Source organism: Enterobacter sp. P82 (assembly GCF_037053385.1).
In the GTDB taxonomy this organism is placed as follows: Bacteria; Pseudomonadota; Gammaproteobacteria; order Enterobacterales; family Enterobacteriaceae; genus Enterobacter.
This window is the reverse complement of the sequence record NZ_JBALHX010000001.1, coordinates 704,582-728,000: the sequence shown is the minus strand read 5'-3', so window position 1 is coordinate 728,000 and position 23,419 is coordinate 704,582. Positions and strand designations below refer to the sequence as shown.

At 55.0% G+C, this 23,419-nt stretch carries 25 protein-coding genes; 8 read left to right on the top strand and 17 right to left on the bottom strand.

The window, feature by feature from the left end:
- Nucleotides 1-82: 82 nt before the first annotated feature.
- Together mepM and znuA are read right to left on the bottom strand one after the other, a co-directional pair.
- Complete coding sequence (gene mepM / locus WB237_RS03380; RefSeq protein ID WP_336210296.1) at nt 83-1,402, bottom strand: murein DD-endopeptidase MepM; 1,320 nt, start codon at nt 1,400-1,402, stop codon at nt 83-85.
- 15 nt (nt 1,403-1,417) lie between these two features.
- A complete protein-coding gene (gene znuA, locus WB237_RS03375) occupies nt 1,418-2,362 on the bottom strand; it encodes a zinc ABC transporter substrate-binding protein ZnuA (RefSeq protein WP_028018634.1) in 945 nt (314 codons plus the stop codon).
- A gap of 77 nt (nt 2,363-2,439) precedes the next feature.
- On the opposite strand from znuA, the gene znuC reads away from it, so the two are divergent.
- Nucleotides 2,440-3,195 (top strand): zinc ABC transporter ATP-binding protein ZnuC, encoded by a 756-nt coding sequence (znuC, locus tag WB237_RS03370; RefSeq protein ID WP_336210293.1) that lies wholly within the window; start codon nt 2,440-2,442, stop codon nt 3,193-3,195.
- On the top strand, nt 3,192-3,977 hold the full coding sequence (znuB, locus tag WB237_RS03365) for a zinc ABC transporter permease subunit ZnuB (protein WP_114976890.1): 786 nt from the start codon (nt 3,192-3,194) through the stop codon (nt 3,975-3,977). Before znuC ends, znuB begins: the two co-directional genes overlap by 4 nt.
- A gap of 58 nt (nt 3,978-4,035) precedes the next feature.
- On the opposite strand, the gene ruvB is transcribed toward znuB, so the two are convergent.
- The 6 genes from ruvB to aspS all read right to left on the bottom strand — a co-directional run bounded on the left by ruvB (nt 4,036) and on the right by aspS (nt 9,290).
- Nucleotides 4,036-5,046 (bottom strand): Holliday junction branch migration DNA helicase RuvB, encoded by a 1,011-nt coding sequence (ruvB, locus tag WB237_RS03360; RefSeq protein ID WP_028018631.1) that lies wholly within the window; start codon nt 5,044-5,046, stop codon nt 4,036-4,038.
- A gap of 8 nt (nt 5,047-5,054) precedes the next feature.
- Nucleotides 5,055-5,669, bottom strand: coding sequence for a Holliday junction branch migration protein RuvA (gene ruvA / locus WB237_RS03355; RefSeq protein WP_048223742.1), 615 nt, complete (start codon nt 5,667-5,669; stop codon nt 5,055-5,057).
- Nucleotides 5,670-5,748: 79 nt separating this feature from the next.
- Nucleotides 5,749-6,270 carry a crossover junction endodeoxyribonuclease RuvC gene (gene ruvC / locus WB237_RS03350; protein WP_014832404.1) on the bottom strand — a complete coding sequence of 174 codons (522 nt, stop codon included), beginning with the start codon at nt 6,268-6,270 and terminating at the stop codon, nt 5,749-5,751.
- A 34-nt stretch (nt 6,271-6,304) separates the two neighbouring features.
- Nucleotides 6,305-7,045, bottom strand: a complete 741-nt coding sequence (locus WB237_RS03345) for a YebC/PmpR family DNA-binding transcriptional regulator (RefSeq protein ID WP_028018629.1) — start codon at nt 7,043-7,045, stop codon at nt 6,305-6,307.
- Between the two features lie 27 nt (nt 7,046-7,072).
- Nucleotides 7,073-7,516, bottom strand: coding sequence for a dihydroneopterin triphosphate diphosphatase (nudB, locus tag WB237_RS03340; RefSeq protein WP_129995539.1), 444 nt, complete (start codon nt 7,514-7,516; stop codon nt 7,073-7,075).
- 1 nt (nt 7,517) lies between these two features.
- Nucleotides 7,518-9,290: an aspartate--tRNA ligase gene (aspS, locus tag WB237_RS03335; protein WP_028018627.1), complete on the bottom strand. Its 1,773-nt coding sequence runs from the start codon at nt 9,288-9,290 to the stop codon at nt 7,518-7,520.
- 264 nt (nt 9,291-9,554) lie between these two features.
- On the opposite strand from aspS, the gene WB237_RS03330 reads away from it, so the two are divergent.
- Genes WB237_RS03330 through cmoB form a run of 5 tightly spaced genes read left to right on the top strand, consistent with a single transcriptional unit; the run spans nt 9,555 to nt 13,137 of the window.
- Nucleotides 9,555-10,121: a hydrolase gene (locus WB237_RS03330; protein ID WP_049008480.1), complete on the top strand. Its 567-nt coding sequence runs from the start codon at nt 9,555-9,557 to the stop codon at nt 10,119-10,121.
- A complete protein-coding gene (locus WB237_RS03325; protein ID WP_336210281.1) occupies nt 10,118-10,936 on the top strand; it encodes a DUF72 domain-containing protein in 819 nt (272 codons plus the stop codon). The genes WB237_RS03330 and WB237_RS03325 overlap by 4 nt, the downstream gene beginning before the upstream one ends.
- Nucleotides 10,937-10,988: 52 nt before the next feature.
- Nucleotides 10,989-11,384, top strand: a complete 396-nt coding sequence (locus WB237_RS03320) for an MAPEG family protein (RefSeq protein WP_028018624.1) — start codon at nt 10,989-10,991, stop codon at nt 11,382-11,384.
- A gap of 41 nt (nt 11,385-11,425) precedes the next feature.
- On the top strand, nt 11,426-12,169 hold the full coding sequence (gene cmoA, locus WB237_RS03315; RefSeq protein ID WP_049006641.1) for a carboxy-S-adenosyl-L-methionine synthase CmoA: 744 nt from the start codon (nt 11,426-11,428) through the stop codon (nt 12,167-12,169).
- Nucleotides 12,166-13,137: a tRNA 5-methoxyuridine(34)/uridine 5-oxyacetic acid(34) synthase CmoB gene (gene cmoB / locus WB237_RS03310; RefSeq protein WP_114980169.1), complete on the top strand. Its 972-nt coding sequence runs from the start codon at nt 12,166-12,168 to the stop codon at nt 13,135-13,137. The genes cmoA and cmoB overlap by 4 nt, the downstream gene beginning before the upstream one ends.
- A gap of 139 nt (nt 13,138-13,276) precedes the next feature.
- Here the strand turns inward: cmoB and cutC are convergent, their stop codons facing one another.
- Both cutC and WB237_RS03300 read right to left on the bottom strand, forming a co-directional pair.
- Nucleotides 13,277-14,020: a copper homeostasis protein CutC gene (cutC, locus tag WB237_RS03305; protein ID WP_336210273.1), complete on the bottom strand. Its 744-nt coding sequence runs from the start codon at nt 14,018-14,020 to the stop codon at nt 13,277-13,279.
- A 78-nt stretch (nt 14,021-14,098) separates the two neighbouring features.
- Nucleotides 14,099-14,659, bottom strand: a complete 561-nt coding sequence (locus WB237_RS03300; protein ID WP_336210270.1) for a VOC family protein — start codon at nt 14,657-14,659, stop codon at nt 14,099-14,101.
- A gap of 239 nt (nt 14,660-14,898) precedes the next feature.
- Here WB237_RS03300 and argS point away from each other — a divergent pair, with 239 nt between their 5' ends.
- Nucleotides 14,899-16,632 carry an arginine--tRNA ligase gene (argS, locus tag WB237_RS03295; RefSeq protein WP_336210267.1) on the top strand — a complete coding sequence of 578 codons (1,734 nt, stop codon included), beginning with the start codon at nt 14,899-14,901 and terminating at the stop codon, nt 16,630-16,632.
- Between the two features lie 42 nt (nt 16,633-16,674).
- Here the strand turns inward: argS and flhE are convergent, their stop codons facing one another.
- From flhE to cheR, 7 genes are all read right to left on the bottom strand, one after another.
- Nucleotides 16,675-17,067: a flagellar protein FlhE gene (gene flhE / locus WB237_RS03290; RefSeq protein WP_336210263.1), complete on the bottom strand. Its 393-nt coding sequence runs from the start codon at nt 17,065-17,067 to the stop codon at nt 16,675-16,677.
- Nucleotides 17,067-19,145, bottom strand: coding sequence for a flagellar biosynthesis protein FlhA (gene flhA, locus WB237_RS03285; RefSeq protein ID WP_336210260.1), 2,079 nt, complete (start codon nt 19,143-19,145; stop codon nt 17,067-17,069). The genes flhE and flhA overlap by 1 nt, the downstream gene beginning before the upstream one ends.
- Entirely contained in the window at nt 19,138-20,286 is a 1,149-nt protein-coding gene (gene flhB, locus WB237_RS03280; RefSeq protein WP_336210256.1) for a flagellar biosynthesis protein FlhB, read from the bottom strand. The genes flhA and flhB overlap by 8 nt, the downstream gene beginning before the upstream one ends.
- A 148-nt stretch (nt 20,287-20,434) precedes the next feature.
- Nucleotides 20,435-21,079 (bottom strand): protein phosphatase CheZ, encoded by a 645-nt coding sequence (gene cheZ / locus WB237_RS03275; protein WP_008500432.1) that lies wholly within the window; start codon nt 21,077-21,079, stop codon nt 20,435-20,437.
- 10 nt (nt 21,080-21,089) lie between these two features.
- Nucleotides 21,090-21,479: a chemotaxis response regulator CheY gene (gene cheY / locus WB237_RS03270; RefSeq protein WP_000763862.1), complete on the bottom strand. Its 390-nt coding sequence runs from the start codon at nt 21,477-21,479 to the stop codon at nt 21,090-21,092.
- Between the two features lie 17 nt (nt 21,480-21,496).
- The gene (locus WB237_RS03265; RefSeq protein WP_014884341.1) at nt 21,497-22,546 is read right to left on the bottom strand and encodes a protein-glutamate methylesterase/protein-glutamine glutaminase; all 1,050 of its coding nucleotides are present in this window, start codon (nt 22,544-22,546) and stop codon (nt 21,497-21,499) included.
- Complete coding sequence (gene cheR, locus WB237_RS03260; RefSeq protein ID WP_028018614.1) at nt 22,543-23,409, bottom strand: protein-glutamate O-methyltransferase CheR; 867 nt, start codon at nt 23,407-23,409, stop codon at nt 22,543-22,545. Before cheR ends, WB237_RS03265 begins: the two co-directional genes overlap by 4 nt.
- Nucleotides 23,410-23,419 lie beyond the last annotated feature (10 nt).

Here is a 23,419-nt window from a genome sequence, read left to right as displayed (position 1 = left end):
ATAGTGTAGCGAGGCAGTCGTCCACGCACAAAAGAAAAAGCCGGCGCACACTGACACCGGCTTTTTTAACAACACAAAGGGCTTAGTTTAAGCTCAACTGCGGTATCACCTCTTTCACCTGCGCCAGGTAATCAGAACGATCTTTACCTGTCAGGCCTTCAGTACGCGGCAGTTTCGCAGTCAGCGGGTTAACAGCTTGTTGGTTGATCCATACTTCATAGTGCAGGTGCGGGCCGGTAGAACGTCCGGTATTGCCTGACAGCGCGATACGGTCACCACGCTTCACTTTCTGACCCGGTTTGACCAACAACTTGCGCAAGTGCATATAGCGAGTCGTGTAAGTACGACCATGGCGCACCGCAACATAGTATCCTGCTGCTCCGCTGCGTTTGGCCATGACCACTTCACCATCACCCACAGCCAGTACCGGTGTACCCTGCGGCATCGCGAAATCAACACCACGATGCGGCGCAACACGCCCGGTGACCGGGTTCAGACGGCGCGGATTGAAGTTAGAGGAAACGCGGAACTGTTTCGCCGTCGGGAAGCGCATGAAGCCTTTCGCAAGACCTGTACCGCTGCGGTCATAGAACTTGCCGTCTTCAGCACGAATCGCGTAATAATCTTTGCCCTCTGAGCGCAAACGTACACCCAGCAGTTGGCTCTGCTCGCGCTTACCCTCCAGCATTTCGCGGGACATCAGAACGGAAAACTCATCACCTTTCTTCAGTTTGCGGAAATCCATCTGCCACTGCATGGCTTTGATAACAGAACTGATTTCAGCACTGGTCAACCCTGCATCCCGGGCACTGGAAACAAAGCTTGCGCCCACCGTCCCTTTCATAACGCTGTTGACCCAGTCGCCCTTCTGCATTTCGCTGGTCATTTTGAAACCGTTTGCAGTGCGTTCGTAGGTGCGGGTTTCGCGGCGAGACATTTCCCAGGTCAGACTCTGTAGATCGCCATCTGCCGTTAATGTCCATGAGAGCTGTTGCCCTATTTTCAAATTACGGAGATCTTTATCTGCAGCCGCCAGCTGGCTGATATTGCCCATGTCGATGCCGTACTGGTTCAGTACGCTACTCAGCGTATCCCCGGTAGAAACAACGTATTCGTGGGTCCCTGCGTCACTCTCGGTTTTATCGTCCAGTTCATCCTGCGGGATAGCTTCATCTTCCTGAGCCGCCTGATCGATAGGCTCACTGGCTTCAGGCAGCAAAGAACGGATTTCGCTCTTTTCAAGCTCGATGGTTTTGATGATAGGGGCAGAACTCGGGTGGTAAACATAGGGCCGCCAGACGGCGACCGCTAAAGTGAGAACTGTAAGCGACCCCAGCATAACGCGATGGGGTCGAGGCAGATTGTTAAATGCCAGGGCGACAGAGCGGGCTATCTGTTGCACGTATTCACTTCCTCGTTAATCTCCTTTCAGGCAGCTCGCATACTGGTTCGCCAGTTGGCTGAGGAACTGCGAATAGCTCGCTTTGCTCAACTGGATATTCGTTCCTAGCGGGTCAAGGGTCCCCATGCGCACGGATGTCCCCCTGGCCACGGCTTCTACGACCGCTGGCCTGAACTGTGGCTCAGCAAAAACGCATGTCGCTTTTTGCTCAACCAACTGTGTTCTGATTTCATGTAAACGCTGCGCACCAGGTTGAATTTCAGGGTTGACGGTAAAATGACCCAGCGGGGTCAGGCCGTAGTGTTTTTCGTAATAGCCATAGGCGTCATGAAAAACGAAATACCCTTTTCCTTTCAACGGTGCGAGCTCAGTACCTACCTGCTTATCGGTTGCAGCTAATTGTGCCTCAAAATCCTTCAGGTTGGCGTCTAGTTTGGCTCGACTTTGCGGCATAAGTTCCACTAATTTGTCATGGATTGCAACCGCTGAAAGCCGCGCTATCTCTGGGGATAACCAAAGATGCATGTTGTACTCGCCGTGATGGTGATCTCCATCACCTTTTTCGCCGTCTGCAGCATGATGGTCATGTTCGTCTCCATCGTCATCCGACCCTTTCATGAGCAACGGTTTCACGCCTGGGAGTTCGGCAATCGCGACCTGTTTTTCGTCAACAATCTGTTTCGCTGACTTCTGCATAAACGCTTCCATTTCCGGACCAATCCAGACGACTAAGTCCGCGTTTTGTAAGCGCTTTACATCTGACGGGCGCAGGGAATAGTCATGCTCTGATGCACCATCAGGGAGCAGAACCTGGGTTTCCGTTACCCCGTCTGCAATGGCAGATGCGATGAATCCAAGCGGTTTAAGCGAAGCGACTACCGCAGCGTTAACATCTTGTGCGGTTGTACCCCAAAGGGCAGCGGATAATGCTGCGAAAAGAAGCGTATTTTTATGTAACATAATGCGACTAATCATCGTAGTGAATGCGTGGAATGTGATATTATAACATTCGTTGACTTCTTCAAGCTTAAATTGACATGACGACATTGGTTTCTCTTGAAAATATTTCGGTCTCATTTGGCCAACGCCGCGTCCTTTCTGACGTGTCGCTGGATCTGAAGCCCGGCAAAATTCTGACGTTGCTCGGCCCCAATGGTGCCGGCAAATCCACCCTGGTGCGCGTGGTGCTGGGTCTGGTCACACCCGATGAAGGCGTGATTAAGCGCGAGGAAAAATTGCGTATTGGCTATGTGCCGCAAAAACTCCACCTCGACGCCACATTACCGCTGACGGTCAGCCGCTTCCTGCGTCTGCGTCCCGGAACACGAAAAACCGATATTCTCCCTGCACTGAAACGCGTGCAGGCGGGCCATCTCATCGACGCGCCGTTGCAAAAACTTTCCGGGGGAGAAACCCAGCGTGTTTTACTTGCCCGTGCGTTGCTGAGCAGTCCCCAGTTACTGGTACTGGATGAACCTACCCAGGGGGTCGACGTTAATGGTCAGGTCGCGCTTTATGATTTAATTGACCAACTGCGTCGGGAACTGAATTGTGCAGTACTGATGGTGTCCCATGACCTGCATCTGGTCATGGCAAAAACTGACGAAGTGCTGTGTCTCAACCACCATATTTGCTGCTCCGGCACGCCTGAAGTGGTGTCAATGCATCCGGAGTTTATCTCCATGTTTGGCCCGCGCGGTGCTGAGCAACTAGGCATTTATCGCCATCATCATAATCATCGCCATGATTTACAGGGACGAATTGTCCTGCGCCGGGGAAACGGACACTCATGATTGAACTGTTACTGCCTGGCTGGTTAGCCGGGATTATGCTTGCCTGTGCGGCGGGTCCGCTGGGCTCGTTTGTCGTATGGCGCAGAATGTCCTATTTCGGTGATACGCTGGCGCATGCCTCTCTACTGGGCGTCGCTTTTGGTCTGTTACTGAACGTTAATCCTTTCTATGCGGTGATTGTGGTCACGCTGCTCCTTGCCGCGGGTCTGGTCTGGCTGGAAAAACGCCCACACCTCGCCATTGATACGCTGCTTGGCATCATGGCGCACAGCGCCCTGTCGCTGGGTCTGGTGGTCGTTAGCCTGATGTCGAACATTCGCGTCGACCTGATGGCCTACCTCTTCGGCGACCTACTGGCCGTGACGCCAGAAGATCTGATCTCTATCGCCATTGGTGTCGTCGTGGTGCTCGGCATTCTGCTCTGGCAGTGGCGTAATTTGCTGGCGATGACCGTCAGTCCGGATCTGGCGTTTGTTGACGGCGTGAAATTGCAGCGCGTGAAGTTGCTGCTAATGCTGGTGACAGCGTTGACCATTGGTGTGGCGATGAAGTTTGTCGGAGCGCTGATTATTACCTCCCTGCTGATCATTCCGGCAGCCACAGCGCGTCGCTTTGCCCGCACACCAGAACAGATGGCCGGCGTGGCCGTTCTCATTGGGATGGTTGCGGTAACGGGTGGGTTAACCTTCTCGGCGTTTTATGACACGCCTGCAGGGCCGTCTGTGGTGCTGTGTGCAGCGGTGCTGTTTATTTTCAGTATGATGAAGAAGACGGCAAGTTGACATCGAGGGCGCTGATGCCCTCACCCTGCCCTCTCCCGGCGGGAGAGGGAATTAAACATTATGGCATTGCCGGTGGGGTAATCCCGAAGTGATTCCATGCCCGCACCGTGGCCATGCGTCCACGCGGGGTACGTTGCAGGAAGCCCTGCTGGATCAAATACGGTTCGAGCACATCTTCAATTGTCTCGCGCTCTTCCCCAATTGCCGCCGCCAGGTTATCCAGCCCCACTGGCCCGCCAAAGAATTTGTCCAGCACAGCCAGTAGCAGCTTGCGGTCCATGTAGTCAAAACCTTCAGCATCGACATTCAGCATATCCAGCGCCTGAGCAGCTATCTCGGCGGAAATGGAACCATCATGCTTCACTTCGGCAAAGTCACGCACGCGGCGCAGCAGGCGGTTAGCGATACGCGGTGTCCCGCGCGAGCGCTTCGCCACTTCAAACGCGCCCTCTTCGCTCATCTCCAGCCCCATATAGCGGGCGCTACGGCCAACGATGTGCTGGAGATCCGCCACCTGGTAAAACTCCAGGCGCTGCACAATCCCGAAACGGTCTCGCAGCGGAGAGGTCAACGATCCGGCGCGGGTTGTTGCGCCAATCAGGGTAAACGGTGGCAGATCGATCTTGATAGAGCGCGCAGCCGGGCCTTCACCGATCATGATATCCAGCTGGTAATCTTCCATCGCCGGATAGAGCACCTCTTCCACCACCGGTGACAGGCGGTGGATTTCATCAATAAACAGCACGTCATGGGGTTCAAGGTTGGTTAGCATCGCTGCCAGATCGCCTGCTTTTTCCAGTACCGGACCGGAAGTAGTACGCAGGTTGACCCCCATTTCATTGGCGACGATATTCGCCAGCGTGGTTTTCCCCAGCCCCGGAGGACCAAAAATCAGCAGGTGATCGAGTGCATCGCCGCGCAGTTTTGCCGCCTGGATGAAAATTTCCATCTGGGAACGTACCTGCGGCTGGCCAATGTACTCATCAAGCAGCTTCGGGCGGATCGCACGATCCACCACGTCTTCTGCCTGAAGGGAGCCTGCCGATACCAGGCGATCTGCTTCAATCATCCTTTACCTCACAATGCAGCGCGCAGCGCTTCACGAATCAGGGTTTCACTGCTGGCATCCGGTTTGGCGATTTTACTCACCATACGGCTGGCCTCCTGAGGTTTATAGCCCAGTGCCACCAGCGCAGCAACCGCTTCCTGCTCGGCGTCATCATCCGTCGCTGGCGCGCCAGGCGAGGTCAGCACCAGATCGGTCGCAGGGGTAAAGAGATCGCCATGCAGCCCTTTGAAGCGATCTTTCATTTCGACAATCAGACGCTCGGCGGTTTTCTTGCCGATACCCGGAAGCTTAATCAGCGCTGCGGGATCTTCGCGCTCAACGGCATTCACAAACTGTGGAGCTGACATACCGGAGAGAATTGCCAGCGCCAGCTTCGGCCCGACACCATTAGTTTTAATCAGCTCGCGGAACAGGGTACGTTCCTGTTTGTTGTTGAAGCCGTACAGCAGTTGAGCATCTTCACGCACCACAAACTGAGTAAAGACAATCGCCTCTTTACCCGCGTCCGGCAGCTCGTAGAAGCAGGTCATCGGCATATGGACTTCATAGCCCACGCCACCCACTTCCAGCAGCACTAACGGGGGTTGTTTTTCAATGATGATGCCTCTGAGTCTGCCTATCACGTGACGCTCCTGCGTTCTGGAAAAATTAACTGCCGACATAATAAAAAAAGGCTGGATAAACATCCAGCCTGATTTTTCATTATCGTAATCTGCCTCGCGCCAGATTGAGCCGCGACTCGCTCATTTGCATCGCGTTCTGGCTGACATGACAGTGGGTAATCGCGATAGCCAGCGCATCGGCGGCGTCAGCCTGCGGGTTCGCGGGGAGCTTCAACAAGGTGCGCACCATATGTTGCACCTGGCTTTTCTCCGCGCTGCCAATCCCCACCACCGTCTGCTTGACCTGCCTTGCCGCATATTCGAACACCGGTAAATCCTGGTTTACGGCTGCAACAATGGCCACACCGCGCGCCTGACCGAGCTTTAATGCCGAATCAGCGTTTTTGGCCATAAAGACCTGTTCGATGGCGAAATAGTCTGGCTGGAACTGGGTGATAATTTCTGTCACACCCGCGTAGATCAGTTTCAGGCGTGACGGCAGATCATCCACTTTAGTGCGAATACACCCGCTGCCGAGGTAGGTTAGCTGGCGTCCCACTTGACGGATAACGCCATAGCCGGTGACGCGTGAGCCGGGGTCAATCCCAAGGATAATCGACATCACGCGTCTCCCGTTAACGGTTTACACGCTCTCATCAGAGAGTCGCTGCAACCTCATCAGAGATTTCACCGTTGTGATACACTTCCTGCACGTCGTCGCAGTCTTCGAGCATATCGATAAGACGCAGCAGTTTCGGTGCAGTTTCTGCATCCATGTCCGCTTTGGTTGACGGGATCATAGACACTTCAGCGTTGTCTGCTTTCAGACCCGCCGCTTCCAGCGCGTCACGTACCGCACCCATCTCTTCCCACGCGGTGTAGACGTCAATTGCGCCATCATCGAAGGTCACAACGTCTTCTGCACCGGCTTCCAGTGCCGCTTCCATGATCACATCTTCGTCGCCTTTCTCGAAGGAGATCACGCCTTTCTTGCTGAACAGATAAGAAACGGAACCGTCAGTACCCAGGTTACCACCGGTTTTGGTGAACGCGTGACGCACTTCGGCTACGGTACGGTTACGGTTGTCGGACAGACACTCAACCATGACCGCAGTACCGCCAGGGCCGTAACCTTCATAAATGATAGTTTCCATGTTCGCGTCTTCATCACCGCCCACGCCACGTGCGATTGCACGGTTCAGGGTGTCACGCGTCATGTTATTAGACAGCGCTTTATCAACCGCCGCGCGCAGACGCGGGTTAGAAGCCGGATCGCCACCGCCCAGACGTGCCGCTGTTACCAGCTCACGAATGATTTTGGTAAAGATTTTACCGCGTTTGGCATCCTGCGCCGCTTTACGGTGTTTGGTGTTGGCCCACTTACTATGACCTGCCATAAAAATATCCTCAAAGAGCGCGCCTTTTCAGGCTGCGTTAATTACAAATTCTTCAATCGCCTGCCGGTTGCTCCACGACTTGGTCAGAGCGGCGGCATCCGCCGCATTCACCCAGCGGTAGGTCAGGTGTTCGGTAAACACAACCTCACGTTCGTGTGGGAGTGCAAGACAGAACCACGATTCCGTATTCCGCTCGGTACCCGGCGCATAGCGATGACGTAAATGGCTAAAAATTTCAAACTCCACCGTGCGCTGACAGTCCTTCAGGGTCAGTTGCTCGCGGGCAACATCAATGGTGACCTCTTCCTTTACTTCACGCGCGGCGGCCTGCAGCGCGGTCTCCCCCTCTTCCAGACTGCCTGTTACCGACTGCCAGAAATCAGGGTCATCGCGCCGCTGCAACATCAGCACCCGCTTCGTGTCTTCTGCATAGATGACCACCAGGACCGAAACGGGCAGCTTATATGTCATATCAGTTTTTCTCTTCCTTCTTCACCACTTCAATGCCCAGCTCGGCCAGAGAGGCCGGGTTAGCAAAACTTGGTGCTTCGGTCATCAGACACGCCGCGGCAGTGGTTTTCGGGAAGGCAATAACATCACGAATGTTATCAGTACCGGTCAGCAGCATGGTCAGACGGTCAAGACCGAAAGCCAGACCCGCGTGCGGAGGTGTACCGTATTTCAGGGCGTCCAGCAGGAAGCCGAATTTCTCGCGCTGCTCCTGCTCATTGATGCCCAGAATGCCGAACACGGTCTGCTGCATGTCACCGCTGTGAATACGCACAGAACCACCGCCCACTTCGTAGCCGTTGATGACCATATCGTAGGCGTTCGCCACCGCGTCTTCCGGTGCAGCTTTCAACTCTGCGGCCGTCATGTCTTTCGGCGAGGTGAACGGGTGGTGCATTGCAGTCAGGCCGCCTTCACCGTCGTCTTCAAACATTGGGAAGTCGATAACCCACAGCGGTGCCCATTTGTTCTCGTCGGTCAGGTTCAGGTCTTTACCGAGTTTCAGACGCAGTGCGCCCATCGCATCGGCAACCACTTTCTTGTTGTCCGCGCCGAAGAAGATCATATCGCCGTCCTGCGCGCCAGTGCGCTCAAGGATCGCTTCCACGATGTCCGCGTTCAGGAATTTCGCGACCGGGCTGGTAATACCTTCCAGACCTTTTGCACGCTCGGTGACTTTAATATAGGCCAGACCTTTCGCACCGTAGATCTTGATGAAGTTACCGTAGTCATCAATCTGCTTACGGCTCAGTGCCGCACCGCCTGGTACACGCAGCGCAGCTACGCGGCCTTTAGCATCGTTAGCCGGGCCAGCAAATACCGCAAACTCAACGGATTTAACCAGATCAGCAACGTCCACCAGCTCCATCGGGTTACGCAGGTCAGGTTTGTCAGAACCGTAGCGACGCTCAGCTTCAGCGAAGGTCATGATTGGGAAATCGCCCAGTTCAACGCCTTTCACGTCGTTCCACAGGCTACGCACCAGAGCTTCCATCACTTCACGCACCTGCTCGGCGGTCATGAAGGAGGTTTCCACATCAATCTGGGTAAATTCTGGCTGGCGATCAGCACGCAAGTCTTCGTCACGGAAGCATTTTACGATCTGATAGTAGCGATCGAAACCAGACATCATCAGCAACTGTTTGAACAGCTGTGGAGACTGTGGCAGCGCGTAGAATTTACCTTTATGCACGCGGGATGGGACCAGGTAATCGCGCGCGCCTTCCGGCGTGGCTTTGGTCAGCATCGGGGTTTCGATATCCAGGAAACCGTGGTCATCCATAAAGCGACGCACCAGACTGGTGATTTTCGCGCGGGTTTTCAGGCGCTGAGCCATTTCCGGGCGACGCAGATCCAGGTAGCGGTACTTCAGACGTGCTTCTTCAGTGTTGACGTGGTTAGAGTCCAGCGGCAGCGCTTCAGCACGGTTGATAATCACCAGATCGGACGCCAGCACTTCAATTGCGCCGGTCGCCATGTCTGCGTTGACGTTTTTCTCGTCACGCGCACGAACGGTGCCGGTGACCTGAATGCAGAACTCATTACGCAGCTCAGAAGCCAGTTTCAACGCATCTGCGCGATCCGGATCGAAGAACACCTGAACGATACCTTCGCGGTCACGCATATCAATGAAGATAAGGCTACCAAGATCACGACGGCGGTTGACCCAACCACACAGGGTTACCTGCTGTCCAACGTGGGACTGACGCAGCTGCCCGCAATATTCTGTACGCATGAGATATCCCTTAATTAGCCGCAGGCTAAATGTCGCCTGGTATGCAGGCTACTATGTCGCAGCTTTCTGTATGTCACAACTGGATGAAAAAAGGCGGCTATTATACTGGAAATTCCGCCGGACGATAAGAGCGAACCACGGCCTGACGGTCGTTTGCTGCACTCTTATTGCGCATTCTCACAAAAATTAACAAAATTATCCGACCGGTAACAGGCCATCACGTCGTATGGTGTAGCGGAAGTGATTAATTTAACTGGAGTGACTATGTTAACACTCGATACCAGCAAAACCGCGCTTGTCGTCATTGATTTACAGGAAGGCATCCTGCCTTTTGCCGGAGGCCCGCACACCGCAAATGATGTGGTCAGCCGCGCCGCTCGCCTGGCGGAAAAATGCCGCACAAGCGGAGCGCCTGTTGTCATGGTGCGCGTCGGCTGGTCCGCCGATTTTGCCGAAGCCTTAAAACAGCCCGTCGATGCGCAGATTGCGGCGCATTCTCTACCGGAAAACTGGTGGACGTATCCGGTCTCACTCGGCAAGCGTGACAGTGATATCGAAGTGACTAAACGCCAGTGGGGTGCATTTTACGGTACCGATCTGGAGCTGCAGCTGCGCCGTCGTGGAATCGACACCATCATTCTTTGTGGCATTTCCACCAACATCGGCGTGGAATCTACCGCCCGCAACGCGTGGGAACTGGGCTTTAACCTTGTGATTGCCGAAGATGCCTGCAGCGCGGCCTCCGCGGAACAGCACCAGGGCAGTATGACTCACATCTTCCCGCGCATCAGTCGTGTGCGCAGCACTGACGAGATTTTAAACGCGTTATGATGTATGTGGGCCTGCCCCAATGGTCGCACCCGAAATGGGTGCGCCTTGGCATCACCAGCCTTGAGGAGTATGCCCGACACTTCAATTGCGTCGAGGGTAACACCACGCTGTATGCACTACCTAAAGCAGAGATTGTTGAACGCTGGCGCGAACAAACAACCGATGACTTCCGCTTCTGCTTTAAGTTTCCGGCAACCATCTCCCATAACGCGGCCCTGCGTCACTGCGATGATTTGACCGCCGAGTTCCTGAACAGAATGTCGCCGCTGGCAAACCGCATAGGTCAGTACTGGCTGCAGCTTCCCGCCGTCTTTGGCCCACGCGATCTGCCCGCGCTCTGGCAGTTTCTGGATACACTTCCCCGGGAATTTACCTATGGCGTAGAAGTCAGGCATCCTGCATTTTTTGCCAAAGGTGAAGAAGAGAAAGCGCTCAATCGCGGTCTGCTTGAGCGCTCAGTCAACCGTGTGATCCTCGACAGCCGTCCGGTACATAGCGCCATTCCACATAGCGAAGCCATCATTGATGCGCAGCGCAAAAAGCCCAAAGTACCTGTTCATGCCATCGTGACGGCTCATCACCCTATGGTCAGGTTTATCGGCAGCGATAACATGCAGCAAAATCAGGAGATGTTCGCCGTCTGGCTGCAAAAATTAGCGACGTGGGAACAGACCACCATGCCATATCTCTTCCTGCACACCCCGGATATCGCGCAGGCACCTGAACTGGTCGATGCTCTCTGGCAGGCCTTGCAGGCTGCGGTACCGTCCGTAGGCAGCGCCCCCGTCATCCCACAACAATCTTCTCTTTTCTGATATCACCCCCTATCATAGTAAAGTGCCATCTGCCAAAAAACAGGGAGTTTGTATGGTCAGCGCGCTGTATGCGGTATTAGGTGCATTGCTACTGATTAAGTTTTCATTTGATGTTGTGCGCCTCAGAATGCAGTACCGCGTCTCTTACGGTGACGGCGGATTTTCCGAGCTACAAAGCGCTATCCGCGTTCACGGCAATGCGGTCGAATACATCCCGGTGGCGTTAATTTTGCTGCTGTTTATGGAGATGAATGGCGCAGAAACCTGGATGGTGCACATCTGTGGCCTGCTTCTGCTTGCCGGCCGACTAATGCATTATTACGGTTTTCACCACCGCCTGTTTCGCTGGCGTCGTTCCGGCATGAGTGCGACGTGGTGTTCACTTTTGCTGATGGTGCTGGCTAACCTTTGGTATATGCCGTGGGAGTTGGTTTTCTCCTTCCATTAGCGCACAATACGCCACTTTATTTTTCCCGGATTTTTTACGTTATGTCAGATCGCGACACGCTTTTTTCCGCGCCTATCGCCAGCCTGGGCGACTGGACCTTTGATGAACGGGTAGCCGAAGTCTTCCCGGATATGATCCAGCGCTCTGTTCCCGGTTATTCCAATATTGTCTCTATGATCGGCATGCTGGCTGAGCGCTTCGTTCAACCCGGCACGAAGGTCTATGACCTGGGCTGTTCGCTTGGCGCGGCAACGCTGTCGGTACGTCGTAACGTTCACCACGAAGGCTGCCGGATCATTGCCGTGGATAATTCCCCGGCCATGGTTGAACGCTGCCGTCGCCATATTGATGCTTACAAAGCCCCTACTCCGGTGGACGTCGTGGAGGGTGATATCCGTGAGATTGAGATCAATAACGCGTCGATGGTGGTACTGAATTTTACCCTGCAGTTCCTGGTGCCTGAAGACCGTCAGCGACTGCTGGACAAAATTTATCAGGGTCTGAACCCTGGCGGCGCGCTGGTCCTTTCTGAAAAATTCAGCTTTGAAGACGCCGAGGTTGGCGAACTGCTGTTCAATATGCACCACGATTTCAAACGTGCGAACGGTTACAGCGAGCTGGAGATCAGTCAGAAGCGTAGCATGCTCGAAAACGTGATGCTCACGGACTCCGTGGAGACCCATAAAGCGCGTCTGCGTCAGGCAGGATTTGAGCATAGCGAACTGTGGTTCCAGTGTTTCAACTTTGGCTCCCTGGTGGCACTGAAAGCGGGGGTTCCGGCATGATCGAGTTCGGCAACTTCTATCAGTTGATTGCGAAAAACCACCTTTCCCACTGGCTGGAAACCCTGCCGGCGCAGATTGCCACCTGGCAGCGCGATCAACAGCACGGCCTGTTAAAGCAGTGGTCAAATGCAGTGGAGTTTCTGCCTGAACTGACACCTCACCGTCTGGATCTGCTGCATAGCGTGACGGCAGAAAGCGAAGAGCCTCTTTCTGCCGGGCAGACTAACCGCATCGAAACGTTGATGCGAAACCTGATGCCATGGCGCAAAGGACCGTTTTCACTTTACGGTGTGAACATCAATACCGAATGGCGCTCAGACTGGAAATGGGATCGCGTTCTGCCGCATCTGTCCGATCTGACCGGACGTACCATTCTGGATGTGGGCTGCGGCAGCGGTTACCACATGTGGCGCATGATTGGCGCAGGGGCACATCTGGCAGTGGGTATTGACCCGATGCAGCTGTTCCTGTGCCAGTTTGAAGCAGTGCGTAAATTGCTGGGTAACGACCAGCGTGCACACCTGCTGCCGTTGGGCATTGAGCAACTGCCAGCCCTGAAAGCCTTTGATACCGTGTTTTCCATGGGCGTGCTGTACCACCGCCGTTCCCCGCTGGAGCATCTATGGCAGCTTAAAGACCAGCTGGTCAGCGGTGGCGAACTGGTGCTGGAAACGCTGGTTATCGAAGGCGATGAGAATGCGGTTCTGGTGCCGGGTGACCGTTACGCGCAAATGCGTAATGTCTACTTCATCCCTTCCGCACTGGCACTGAAAAACTGGCTTGAGAAGTGCGGGTTTGTGGATGTACGCATTGCAGATGTCTGCGTGACGTCTATCGAAGAACAGCGCCGCACCGACTGGATGATTACCGAATCTCTGGAGCAATTCCTCGACCCGGCCGATCACAGCAAAACCGTTGAAGGCTATCCTGCGCCGATGCGTGCAGTGTTGATTGCCACGAAGCCGTAGCCTTTTAGCCGGTGGTGGCCAACGAAGCTGCGGCTTGAAATATGAAGGATAAAAAAAGGCCCCTGTTGAAATTGCAGGGGCCTGGTACAAGCAAGCATCATATTGGGCGACATGATGCGCGGTAAAAATCGGTACGTTGCTACACGTGATGACGCTCAATCAGCGACTTCATTTCCGCAACCGACTCTCCCTCTACACCGTAGCGTGAATACTCATCCGCTTCAGCATCTGTCGACATTGACAACCCTGTATTGCGATAACGCATGGGAGACGGCATCCACTTACCTGCCGAGCTGTGAAGCTCCTCTACCCCGGCGTTTAAAAACCGTTCCAGATTGCTGGCACGGACACCCGCACCCGCCATTATTATTGGAACACCAGAATGGGCTTTTAGTTCCGTAATTAATTGCAGACCTTTTTCCGCAGAGGACTGCTGCCCCGATGTCAGAATACGCGCCACACCCAGTTCTGCAAGCGTATCAAATGCTTGCAGGGGGTCTTTGCACATATCAAATGCACGATGAAAAGTCACTGCCATCCCTTTCGCGGCATCCATGACCTGGCGCATACGTGGCATATCGACCTGACCGTCTTCATCAAGCAACCCGATAACCAGCCCGGGGAATCCCAGTTCGCGAACCAGAGTGATATCTTCAAGCATGGCACTGAACTCGCCCTGCGTGTAACAAAAATCGCCGCCACGAGGACGAATAATCGGGTGAACGGGAATGGTGACGGCCTGACGGGCAGACTTCAACATGCCGTAGGATGGCGTCAACCCGCCCTCTTTGGGTGCCGCACACAGTTCGATGCGGTCAGCACCGTGTTTTTGCGCAGTCACGGCACACTCCACGCTGTAACAACAAATCTCCAGCAGCGCCATTTAATCCTCCTGAAATCCCACTAAACGAATCATCATGACACGCCGCTAATTTTTAGTCCCGGCGTTAACTCACAACTCTCATGCTTCACTGGCAACAATTTGCTCAATGGTCCACGGGTGAAACTTCACGGTGACCTGTCCGTCCGTGACGGCCAGCGTCGGGTTAGGTAAACGCTCGCGTTCGCCTTTGGGTGAACTCGTTTTGACAAAAATCCCCGGCTTGCTTAAGCCTTCATCAGATAACAAGGCCAGTGCGCGCGCGTTCAGTGTTTCTGGCTCACCCGGCAGAACAATTTCGATATGCTCCCAGCCTTCGTGCGGATAACGTTTTTCCCCCGGCCACGGCAGTTCAACCACAGTGAATTGCCAGTGCGCTACCTTCACGGGTTCATACAGTTTAAACAGGCATATTGGGCGACCGTTAATAATGTTCTCAGAAAGCAGCTCACCGCACTGTTCAAAACCTCGACGCCAGCGCTCGGCGGTCGCATTTTGATGACAGCGCAAAGAGATGTGATCCGCTTCAAGCGGTGCAATATCCAGACCAAGGCGGGTGGCAAGTTCTGTGAACGCCTGGGTAAAGCGCGGTAAATCTGCGGAAATATCATGCAGTTCGTCAATGGATTGCCAGTTCGCCATAAGTCAGTCTCTTTTCGTGTCGCAAAGCCGCTAATTTACTCTGTTGCCCTGTTTTGACCAACCGCAGAATCAGGCTTTTTATGACTGCATGATTATGCACGCCTTCTTAGCCTGGATTCTGCACAATCTTCGGCCCGCGCAATGCTGACGCCAGAAGGCATTTGCAGTATACTCCCGCCCTAAATTCTATAACTGGCGCGGGTGGTTGTGAGCCCGCATCAAAAAAGTAAGGTATCCAGGTGAATATTCAGGCTCTTCTCTCCGAAAAAGTCAGTCAGGCACTGATTGCCGCAGGTGCGCCTGCGGATTGCGAACCGCAGGTTCGTCAGTCAGCAAAAGTACAGTTTGGCGACTATCAGGCTAATGGCGTGATGGCAGTGGCTAAAAAACTGGGCATGCCGCCGCGACAACTCGCTGAGCAGGTACTGACACATCTGGATCTCACCGGTATTGCCAGTAAAACCGAAATCGCGGGTCCGGGCTTTATCAATATCTTCCTGGAACCAGCTTTCCTGGCAAGCCATGTTGACGCGGCGCTGAAATCTGACCGTCTGGGTGTCTCCCAGCCGGAAGCGCAGACCGTTGTGATCGACTACTCTGCCCCGAACGTGGCGAAAGAGATGCACGTGGGTCACCTGCGCTCCACCATCATTGGTGATGCTGCCGTGCGTACCCTCGAATTCCTCGGTCACAAGGTGATCCGCGCGAACCACGTGGGCGACTGGGGTACCCAGTTCGGTATGCTGATTGCTTACCTGGAAAAACAGCAGCAGGAAAACGCGGGTGAAATGGCGCTGGCCGATCTCGAAGGGTTCTACCGCGAAGCCAAAAAACACTACGACGAAGACGAAGCTTTTGCCGAGCGCGCACGCAGCTACGTGGTTAAACTGCAGGGCGGCGATCAATACTTCCTTGAGATGTGGCGCAAGCTGGTTGACATTACGATGTCTCAGAACCAACTCACCTATAACCGTCTGAACGTCACCCTCACCCGTGACGATGTGATGGGTGAAAGTCTCTATAACCCAATGCTGCCGGGCATTGTGGCTGACCTGAAGGCCAAAAATCTGGCAGTTGAGAGCGAAGGCGCAACGGTCGTGTTCCTTGATGAGTACAAGAACAAGGAAGGTGAACCGATGGGCGTGATCATCCAGAAAAAGGATGGCGGCTATCTCTACACCACCACTGACATCGCCTGTGCGAAATACCGTTACGAAACACTGCATGCCGACCGCGTGTTGTACTACATCGACTCTCGTCAGCACCAGCACCTGATGCAGGCGTGGACCATCGTGCGTAAAGCCGGTTACGTGCCAGATTGCGTTCCACTGGAACACCATATGTTCGGCATGATGCTCGGTAAAGACGGCAAACCGTTCAAGACCCGTGCGGGCGGTACCGTTAAGCTCTCCGATCTGCTGGACGAAGCGCTGGAACGCGCCCGTCGCCTGGTGGCGGAGAAGAACCCGGATATGCCTGCTGATGAACTGGAAAAACTGGCGAATGCCGTGGGTATCGGTGCGGTTAAATACGCGGATCTCTCCAAAAACCGTACCACCGACTATATCTTCGACTGGGATAACATGCTGGCGTTTGAAGGCAACACGGCGCCGTACATGCAGTATGCCTACACCCGTGTGCTCTCTGTATTCCGTAAAGCCAATATCGACGAAAGCATACTGGCGAATGCTGCCGTGACCATCACTGAAGATCGCGAAGCGCAGCTGGCAGCGCGTCTGCTGCAGTTTGAAGAGACACTGACGGTTGTGGCGCGAGACGGAACACCGCACGTGATGTGTGCTTACCTGTACGATCTGGCAGGCCTGTTCTCCGGCTTCTACGAGCACTGCCCTATCCTGTCTGCGGAAAGCGACGCGGTACGTAACAGCCGCCTGAAGCTGGCGCAGCTCACGGCGAAGACCCTGAAGCTGGGTCTGGATACCCTGGGTATCGAAACCGTAGAACGCATGTAATACAAAAAACCCGGCAAGCGCCGGGTTTCTTTTTTCACACCGTTAACGATAGTTAACGATGACAGCGTTACTCTGAACTTTCAGCGCCGGTATCAAACGCCCTCCACCCGGCACCTCCCAGATAAAACGCAAAGGTTCGATGGCCGACACGCCATTAAATGCCTGTGTGGTGCCGTTCTCTCCGTCAATTTCCGTGCAGCGAGTCTGAGAGCAGAGACGTACCCGCAACCCTGCTGGCGTTGGGCCAATCAGCCTGTAGTTCCACACCACAAGCCCCATCTGGCCGGAAACCGGCTCAGAGGGCGACAACGGGTTTGATGACATGGCAACCCCACGATTGCTGAGGGTCACGCCCATGCTGCTCGCCTGCCAGGTCCCTTCCCCGGCAGCCTGCGCCACCAGCGGGAAGAAGAAGATCCATAACCACTTACGCATTATTTTCCTCCAATCGTCGCGGTCATGCGGATATGACGGTTATCCGACAGCTCCATATTTGACAGCACGACCAGTTGGTTCAGGCTACGACGCAGGAAGCGCGACAGCAGCGGACGCAGCGCATGGTTAACCAGCAGCACCGGCGGTGCCCCCAGCATCTCCTGACGCGCCAGCGCCTCCTGCGTTTGCGCCAGCAGGCGGTCCGCCAGACCCGGTTCCAGCCCGCCACCACCCTGCAAGGCCTGCAGCAACAGACGTTCAAGCGGCGTATCGAGACCAATAACCTGCACTTCTCCGGTTCCAGGGAACCATTGCTGGGTAATCGCACGCCCCAGCGCCACACGCACCACCGCCGTCAGCTCATGCGGATCATTTTGTAACGGCGCATGCTCGGCAAGGGTTTCCAGAATGGTACGCATATCGCGGATCGGTACTTTCTCGTCGAGCAGGTTTTGCAACACTTTGTGCAGGGTAGTTAACGTCAGCACGCCCGGCACCAGATCTTCCGTCAGCTTCGGCATCTCCTGCGTGACGCGATCGAGGAGCTGCTGCGCTTCCTGTCGGCCAAACAGCTCTGCCGAGAATTGGCCAATCAGGTGATTAAGATGGGTTGCCACCACGGTACTGGCTTCGACTACCGTATACCCCTGAATTTGCGCCTGCTCTTTCAGCGCGCTTTCAATCCAGATCGCGGCCAGACCAAAGGCTGGATCGATGGTTTGCTCGCCTGGCAATGTGCCTGCGGCAGTACCTGGGTTAATCGCCAGCCAACGGCCTGGATAGGCATCACCACTGCCAATTTCCACACCTTTCATCAGAATACGATAGCGCGCGGGTGGGAGATCCATGTTATCCCGGATGTGAACAACCGGCGGCAGGAAACCCATATCCTGGGCGAATTTTTTACGGATACTGCGGATGCGGCCAAGCAGTTCGCCATCCTGCTGGAAATCGACCATCGGGATCAGTCGATACCCAACTTCCATACCCAGCGAATCTTCGAGCTGAACGTCGTTCCAGGTCGCTTCGACAGCCTGGGTGTTCTCCGGCATTTTGACCGGAACCGGTTCCGCTGCCGGTTTGGTTTCACGACCACGCATCCACCAGGCAAGGCCCAGCAGTGCCGCAGTGAACAGCAGGAAAACGAGGTTTGGCATACCCGGCACCAGACCGAGCAACCCCAGTACCGCAGCGGCCAACAGCATAACGCGCGGGTTACTGAAGAGCTGGCCAACCATCTGCTCGCCAACGTCCTGATCGGTACTCACGCGGGTCACAATCACGCCCGCCGCTGTGGAGATAACCAGCGCCGGGATCTGTGCGACCAGGCCGTCACCAATGGTCAGCAGTGTATAGCTTTCCGCCGCGTGGCCCATGTCCATACCATGTTGCAGAACACCGACCAGCAGGCCGCCGACCACGTTAATCACCATGATCAGAATGCCCGCGATGGCATCACCGCGCACAAACTTACTCGCACCGTCCATGGAGCCGTAGAAGTCCGCTTCCTGCGTCACTTCCGCACGGCGTTTTTTCGCTTCATCTTCCGCGATAAGACCGGCGTTCAGGTCGGCATCAATCGCCATCTGCTTACCTGGCATCCCGTCCAGCACAAAACGCGCGCCCACTTCGGCGATACGCCCTGCACCCTTGGTGATAACCATAAAGTTGATGATTACGAGGATCACAAACACCACGATACCGATGGCGAAATTACCGCCGACCAGGAAGTGGCCGAAGGCCTCAACGACTTTACCCGCCGCAGCCGCCCCCGTATGACCTTCCATCAGAATGATACGCGTGGAGGCCACGTTCAGCGCCAGTCGCAGCAAGGTGGTAAACAGCAGAATGGTCGGGAACGCCGCGAACTCAAGGGTACGCTGGGTGAACATCGCCACCAGCAGCACCATGATGGACAACGCAATGTTGAATGTGAAAAGCAAATCGAGGATGAATGCCGGGAGCGGCAGTACCATCATCGACAGAATTAGCAGGATGAGAATCGGCCCGGCAAGGATCTGCCATTGGGTCGATTTCAGGTTGCCGGGCAGGCGCAACATTGCCACCAGATTAGCCATCAGTGTCCTTCTCGTTCAAAAAATCCAGCGCTTCAGGCACCGGAAGGTTCTCAGGTTTTGCAGGTCGTTGTCCGCCAGCCAGACGCCAGCGCTTCAACTGCCATACCCAGGCCAACACTTCCGCCACGGCGGCGTAGAGTTGTCCGGGGATCTGTTGTCCAATTTCCGCATGGCGGTATAAGGCACGCGCCAGCGGAGGGGCTTCCAGGATAGGTACGCGGTGTTCAGTACCTACCTCACGGATGCGAAGTGCTATCAGACCCGCCCCTTTCGCCACCACTTTCGGCGCGCTCATTTTGTTTTCGTCATAGCGCAGCGCAACGGAATAGTGTGTCGGGTTGGTGACGATCACATCAGCTTTAGGCACGTCTTCCATCATGCGTCGACGGGCAGCGGCGCGCTGCATCTGGCGGATACGCCCTTTGACGTGCGGGTCACCTTCCATCTGTTTGTATTCGTCACGGATATCCTGGCGTGACATGCGCAGTTTCTTGAAGTGGGTATAAAGCTGGAAAATCACGTCAAAACCCACCATCGGAATAATGCTGAGCACCACCAGCAGCGCGCAAAGCCCGACCAGGTTCAGCGCATTGCTCATTGCGGTGAGGGGGGATTCGCTGATAAGACGCATCATTTCCGGCCAGTGGTACCAGAGGTAAAACCCCGCTGAACTCCCCATCAGTACCGATTTGAGAATGGCTTTGAGCAACTCCGCCCCGGTCTGCGCAGAAAACATTTTCGCAATGCCCGGCAGCGGGTTCAGTTTGGAAAATTTCGGCTGCAGCGATTTGGCACTAAAGACCAGACCACCCAGCATCACGGGAGAAACCAGCGCGACCAGCACAACCCCTGTAATCAGCGGCAGCAGTGCAACCATCGCCCCTTTTATTAGCTGGATAATCTGGCTGAGGATCAGATTCGGGTCATTGACCATGCTGTGGTCAAAACGTAAGCCAGTAGATAGCATTCCCGCCAGCTTACGGGCGAGCGACTCCCCACCCCACCAGATAATGCACACCCCTACGATAAGGATCAGCAGGGAAGTCAGTTCTCGGGATCGGGGGATCTGCCCTTCCTCACGCGCCTTTTCTAGTCGGTGGGGTGTGGGGGCTTCCGTTTTGTCGTCGTTCTCTTCTGCCACAGTGCATGCCCAACCTGTTAAGTCACGGGTATCATGCCAGTGCAGCGAAAATCCAATGGCGGGAAAAGCCCGTTTATTCGGGCTCTTTTCAGTGATTTTGTCGTAAACCGCCTCAGACGGTGTTAACCCTCTGAGGCGGAATGGACAATCAGAAGCCGAGGCTGTCGAGCAGATCGTCCACCTGGTCCTGGCTTGCTACCACGCCCGCTTTGCTGGCGTCGAGCTGTGGACCATTGAGCAGGCTTTCGTTCTCGCGTTTTGGGCGGGCTGCAGGCTCTGGAATGTTCTCCAGCAGCACCATCAGCAACTGACGTTCAATCTCCTGGATAACATCCATCATGCGCTTGATAACCTGACCGGTCAGGTCCTGGAAATCCTGCGCCATCATGATGTCCAGCAGTTGTGCGTTGGTGAAGCTGGTATGGCCGGGAACATCCCCCAGGAACTGACGGGTATCGGTAACCAGCTCACGGGCGTCCGCCAGCTCGATTGGATTCTCAAACCACTCATCCCAGCGTTTTGTCAGCGCTTTCGCGCCCTTTTCCATTGCGTCCTGGTGCGGTTGTGACGCTTCAACGCTGTTCAGCGCACGTTCAGCCGCCTGAGCAGTCATCTGCACGACATAGTCCAGGCGATCGCGCGCATCAGGAATGGCTTCCGCCGCTTCGGCAATCGCCTGATCCAGCCCCAGTTCACGCAGGCTGTCACGCAGCATGCGTGTCAGGCTACCGATGCGAACGATGATATCGCTCGGCGAGTGTTCTTCAACGGGTTTCATAGCAGGTTGCATCATAACCAACACCTCACATGCCGAGTTTCTCGAAGATCTTACCGAGCTTCTCTTCCAGGGTCGCTGCGGTGAATGGTTTCACCACATAGCCGCTTGCGCCCGCCTGTGCAGCGGCAATGATGTTCTCTTTTTTCGCTTCTGCAGTAACCATCAGAACCGGCAGAGACGCCATGCCCGCATCTGCACGAATGGTTTTCAGCAGTTCCAGACCATCCATGTTTGGCATGTTCCAGTCGGAGATAACAAAACCAAACCCACCCGCCTGCAGTTTGTTCAGCGCATCAACACCATCTTCTGCTTCTTCAACGTTGTTGAAGCCCAGCTCCTTCAGCAGGTTGCGTACAATGCGACGCATGGTGGAAAAGTCATCCACAACCAAAAACTTAAGCTCTTTATCCGCCATCTAATTCTACTCCTGAGTCAAATACGTATTGCCTGTCCGGCACTGATTTTCGCCAACATCTGCTGGCTTACCTGGCTAAGATCGACCACTTCGCTCACGCCACCCATATTGATGGCCTCGCGCGGCATGCCGAACACCACACAACTTGCTTCATTCTGCGCAATCGTCCAGGCGCCAGCCTGGTGCATTGCAAGCATTCCGGCGGCACCATCGTTGCCCATCCCCGTCAGGATCACCCCAACGGCGTTGCGCCCCGCATGTTTCGCCACCGAATGAAACAGCACATCCACCGACGGACGGTGCCGGTTGACCGGCGGCCCGTCATGAATTTTGATTTGATAGTTAGCGCCACTGCGCGCCAGCTCCATATGTTTGTCACCCGGCGCAATATACGCATGCCCCGGGAGCACGCGTTCGCCGTCTTCCGCCTCTTTCACGCTGATCTGACACAGCTTGTTCAGACGTTCAGCGAAAGAACGGGTAAAGCCAGGCGGCATATGCTGAGTGATCAGAATACCCGGACTTGAAAGCGGCAATGGCTGGAGTACATGACGAATTGCCTCTGTTCCCCCGGTTGACGCCCCAATCACCAGCAGTTTTTCCGAGCTGAGTAATGGACCCGCCTTCAACGTTGCCGGTGCAGCCATCGGTTTGTGAGCGGCGAGTTTCGCGCGCGACGCCGTACGGATCTTCTCAGCGATCATCTCGCTGTAGGCCAGCATTCCTTCACGAATGCCGAGCTGCGGTTTGGTGACAAAATCCACCGCCCCTAACTCCAGCGCGCGCAGCGTGATTTCCGATCCTTTTCCCGTCAGGGAGGAGACCATCACCACCGGCATCGGGCGCAGTCGCATTAATTTTTCCAGGAAATCTATGCCATCCATGCGCGGCATCTCGACATCCAGCGTTAGCACGTCGGGGTTATATTTTTTAATTAAATCCCGCGCTACCAGCGGATCCGGCGCTGTTGCTACCATCTCCATGTCGCTGTGGCTATTGATGATTTCAGTCATGATCTGGCGCATCAGCGCCGAATCATCGACAGACAATACCCTGATTTTACTCATGCTTTTTCCTTACTCAGCGCATATACCGTTTGCCCACGCAGGCTAAACTCACGCACGAGGTTGCTGAAGTTTTCCGAGTGCCCGGCAAACAGTAAACCGTCAGGCTTGAGCAACGGAACAAACCGACGCAGAATGTCCTGTTGCGTCGTTTTATCAAAATAGATCATGACGTTACGGCAAAAAATGGCGTCGAAAGGCCCCGGCACGTTGTACTGCTTATCCAGCAGGTTTACGGGCGCAAATTCGACGCAGTTCGCCAGCTCCTGGCGTACGCGTACCAGGCCTTCATGTGGACCCGTTCCACGCATGAAATAACGCTGTAGCTGCTGCGGCGACAGCGTTTTCAGTTCATCCTGGCGATAAACACCGTTACGCGCCTTCTCCAGTACCTCGGTGTCGATATCGCTGGCATAGACTTTCCAGCGTCCGGGCGCCATGCCCAGGGTATCGGCAAGGGTGATCGCCAACGAATACGGCTCTTCCCCCGTCGAGGCGGCCGCACTCCAGACGCGATACTCCCCGGTGCGGCGACGCGCGTGCTCTGCCAGGACCGGGAAGTGGTGCGCTTCACGGAAAAACGCCGTCAGGTTCGTGGTTAATGAGTTAATAAAAGCCTGCCACTCGGCGCTGTTCTGGTTCGCTTCGAGCATGCTCAAATAGCGACCAAAGTCATCCAGCCCCAGCGTACGCAAGCGCCGCACCAGACGGTTGTAGACCATGTCTCGCTTATGATCCGCAAGCACGATCCCCGCACGCTGGTAGATTAACTGACATATCCGACGAAAATGCGCGTCGGACAGCGCGAGGCGCTGTGTCATCTGCAACAATAATGACGTTTGCCCGGAGGGCATTGGTGATGTCATAGCGCCTTCT

What these genes read in the sequence shown, in the direction of transcription:
- znuA (WP_028018634.1), bottom strand. Translation starts at nt 2,362, where the DNA reads ATGTTACATAAAAATACGCTTCTTTTCGCAGCATTATCCGCTGCCCTT.
- znuC (WP_336210293.1), top strand. Translation starts at nt 2,440, where the DNA reads ATGACGACATTGGTTTCTCTTGAAAATATTTCGGTCTCATTTGGCCAA.
- znuB (WP_114976890.1), top strand. Translation starts at nt 3,192, where the DNA reads ATGATTGAACTGTTACTGCCTGGCTGGTTAGCCGGGATTATGCTTGCC.
- ruvB (WP_028018631.1), bottom strand. Translation starts at nt 5,046, where the DNA reads ATGATTGAAGCAGATCGCCTGGTATCGGCAGGCTCCCTTCAGGCAGAA.
- ruvC (WP_014832404.1), bottom strand. Translation starts at nt 6,270, where the DNA reads ATGTCGATTATCCTTGGGATTGACCCCGGCTCACGCGTCACCGGCTAT.
- WB237_RS03345 (WP_028018629.1), bottom strand. Translation starts at nt 7,045, where the DNA reads ATGGCAGGTCATAGTAAGTGGGCCAACACCAAACACCGTAAAGCGGCG.
- nudB (WP_129995539.1), bottom strand. Translation starts at nt 7,516, where the DNA reads ATGACATATAAGCTGCCCGTTTCGGTCCTGGTGGTCATCTATGCAGAA.
- aspS (WP_028018627.1), bottom strand. Translation starts at nt 9,290, where the DNA reads ATGCGTACAGAATATTGCGGGCAGCTGCGTCAGTCCCACGTTGGACAG.
- WB237_RS03330 (WP_049008480.1), top strand. Translation starts at nt 9,555, where the DNA reads ATGTTAACACTCGATACCAGCAAAACCGCGCTTGTCGTCATTGATTTA.
- WB237_RS03325 (WP_336210281.1), top strand. Translation starts at nt 10,118, where the DNA reads ATGATGTATGTGGGCCTGCCCCAATGGTCGCACCCGAAATGGGTGCGC.
- WB237_RS03320 (WP_028018624.1), top strand. Translation starts at nt 10,989, where the DNA reads ATGGTCAGCGCGCTGTATGCGGTATTAGGTGCATTGCTACTGATTAAG.
- cmoA (WP_049006641.1), top strand. Translation starts at nt 11,426, where the DNA reads ATGTCAGATCGCGACACGCTTTTTTCCGCGCCTATCGCCAGCCTGGGC.
- cmoB (WP_114980169.1), top strand. Translation starts at nt 12,166, where the DNA reads ATGATCGAGTTCGGCAACTTCTATCAGTTGATTGCGAAAAACCACCTT.
- cutC (WP_336210273.1), bottom strand. Translation starts at nt 14,020, where the DNA reads ATGGCGCTGCTGGAGATTTGTTGTTACAGCGTGGAGTGTGCCGTGACT.
- WB237_RS03300 (WP_336210270.1), bottom strand. Translation starts at nt 14,659, where the DNA reads ATGGCGAACTGGCAATCCATTGACGAACTGCATGATATTTCCGCAGAT.
- flhE (WP_336210263.1), bottom strand. Translation starts at nt 17,067, where the DNA reads ATGCGTAAGTGGTTATGGATCTTCTTCTTCCCGCTGGTGGCGCAGGCT.
- flhA (WP_336210260.1), bottom strand. Translation starts at nt 19,145, where the DNA reads ATGGCTAATCTGGTGGCAATGTTGCGCCTGCCCGGCAACCTGAAATCG.
- cheZ (WP_008500432.1), bottom strand. Translation starts at nt 21,079, where the DNA reads ATGATGCAACCTGCTATGAAACCCGTTGAAGAACACTCGCCGAGCGAT.
- cheY (WP_000763862.1), bottom strand. Translation starts at nt 21,479, where the DNA reads ATGGCGGATAAAGAGCTTAAGTTTTTGGTTGTGGATGACTTTTCCACC.
- WB237_RS03265 (WP_014884341.1), bottom strand. Translation starts at nt 22,546, where the DNA reads ATGAGTAAAATCAGGGTATTGTCTGTCGATGATTCGGCGCTGATGCGC.
- cheR (WP_028018614.1), bottom strand. Translation starts at nt 23,409, where the DNA reads ATGACATCACCAATGCCCTCCGGGCAAACGTCATTATTGTTGCAGATG.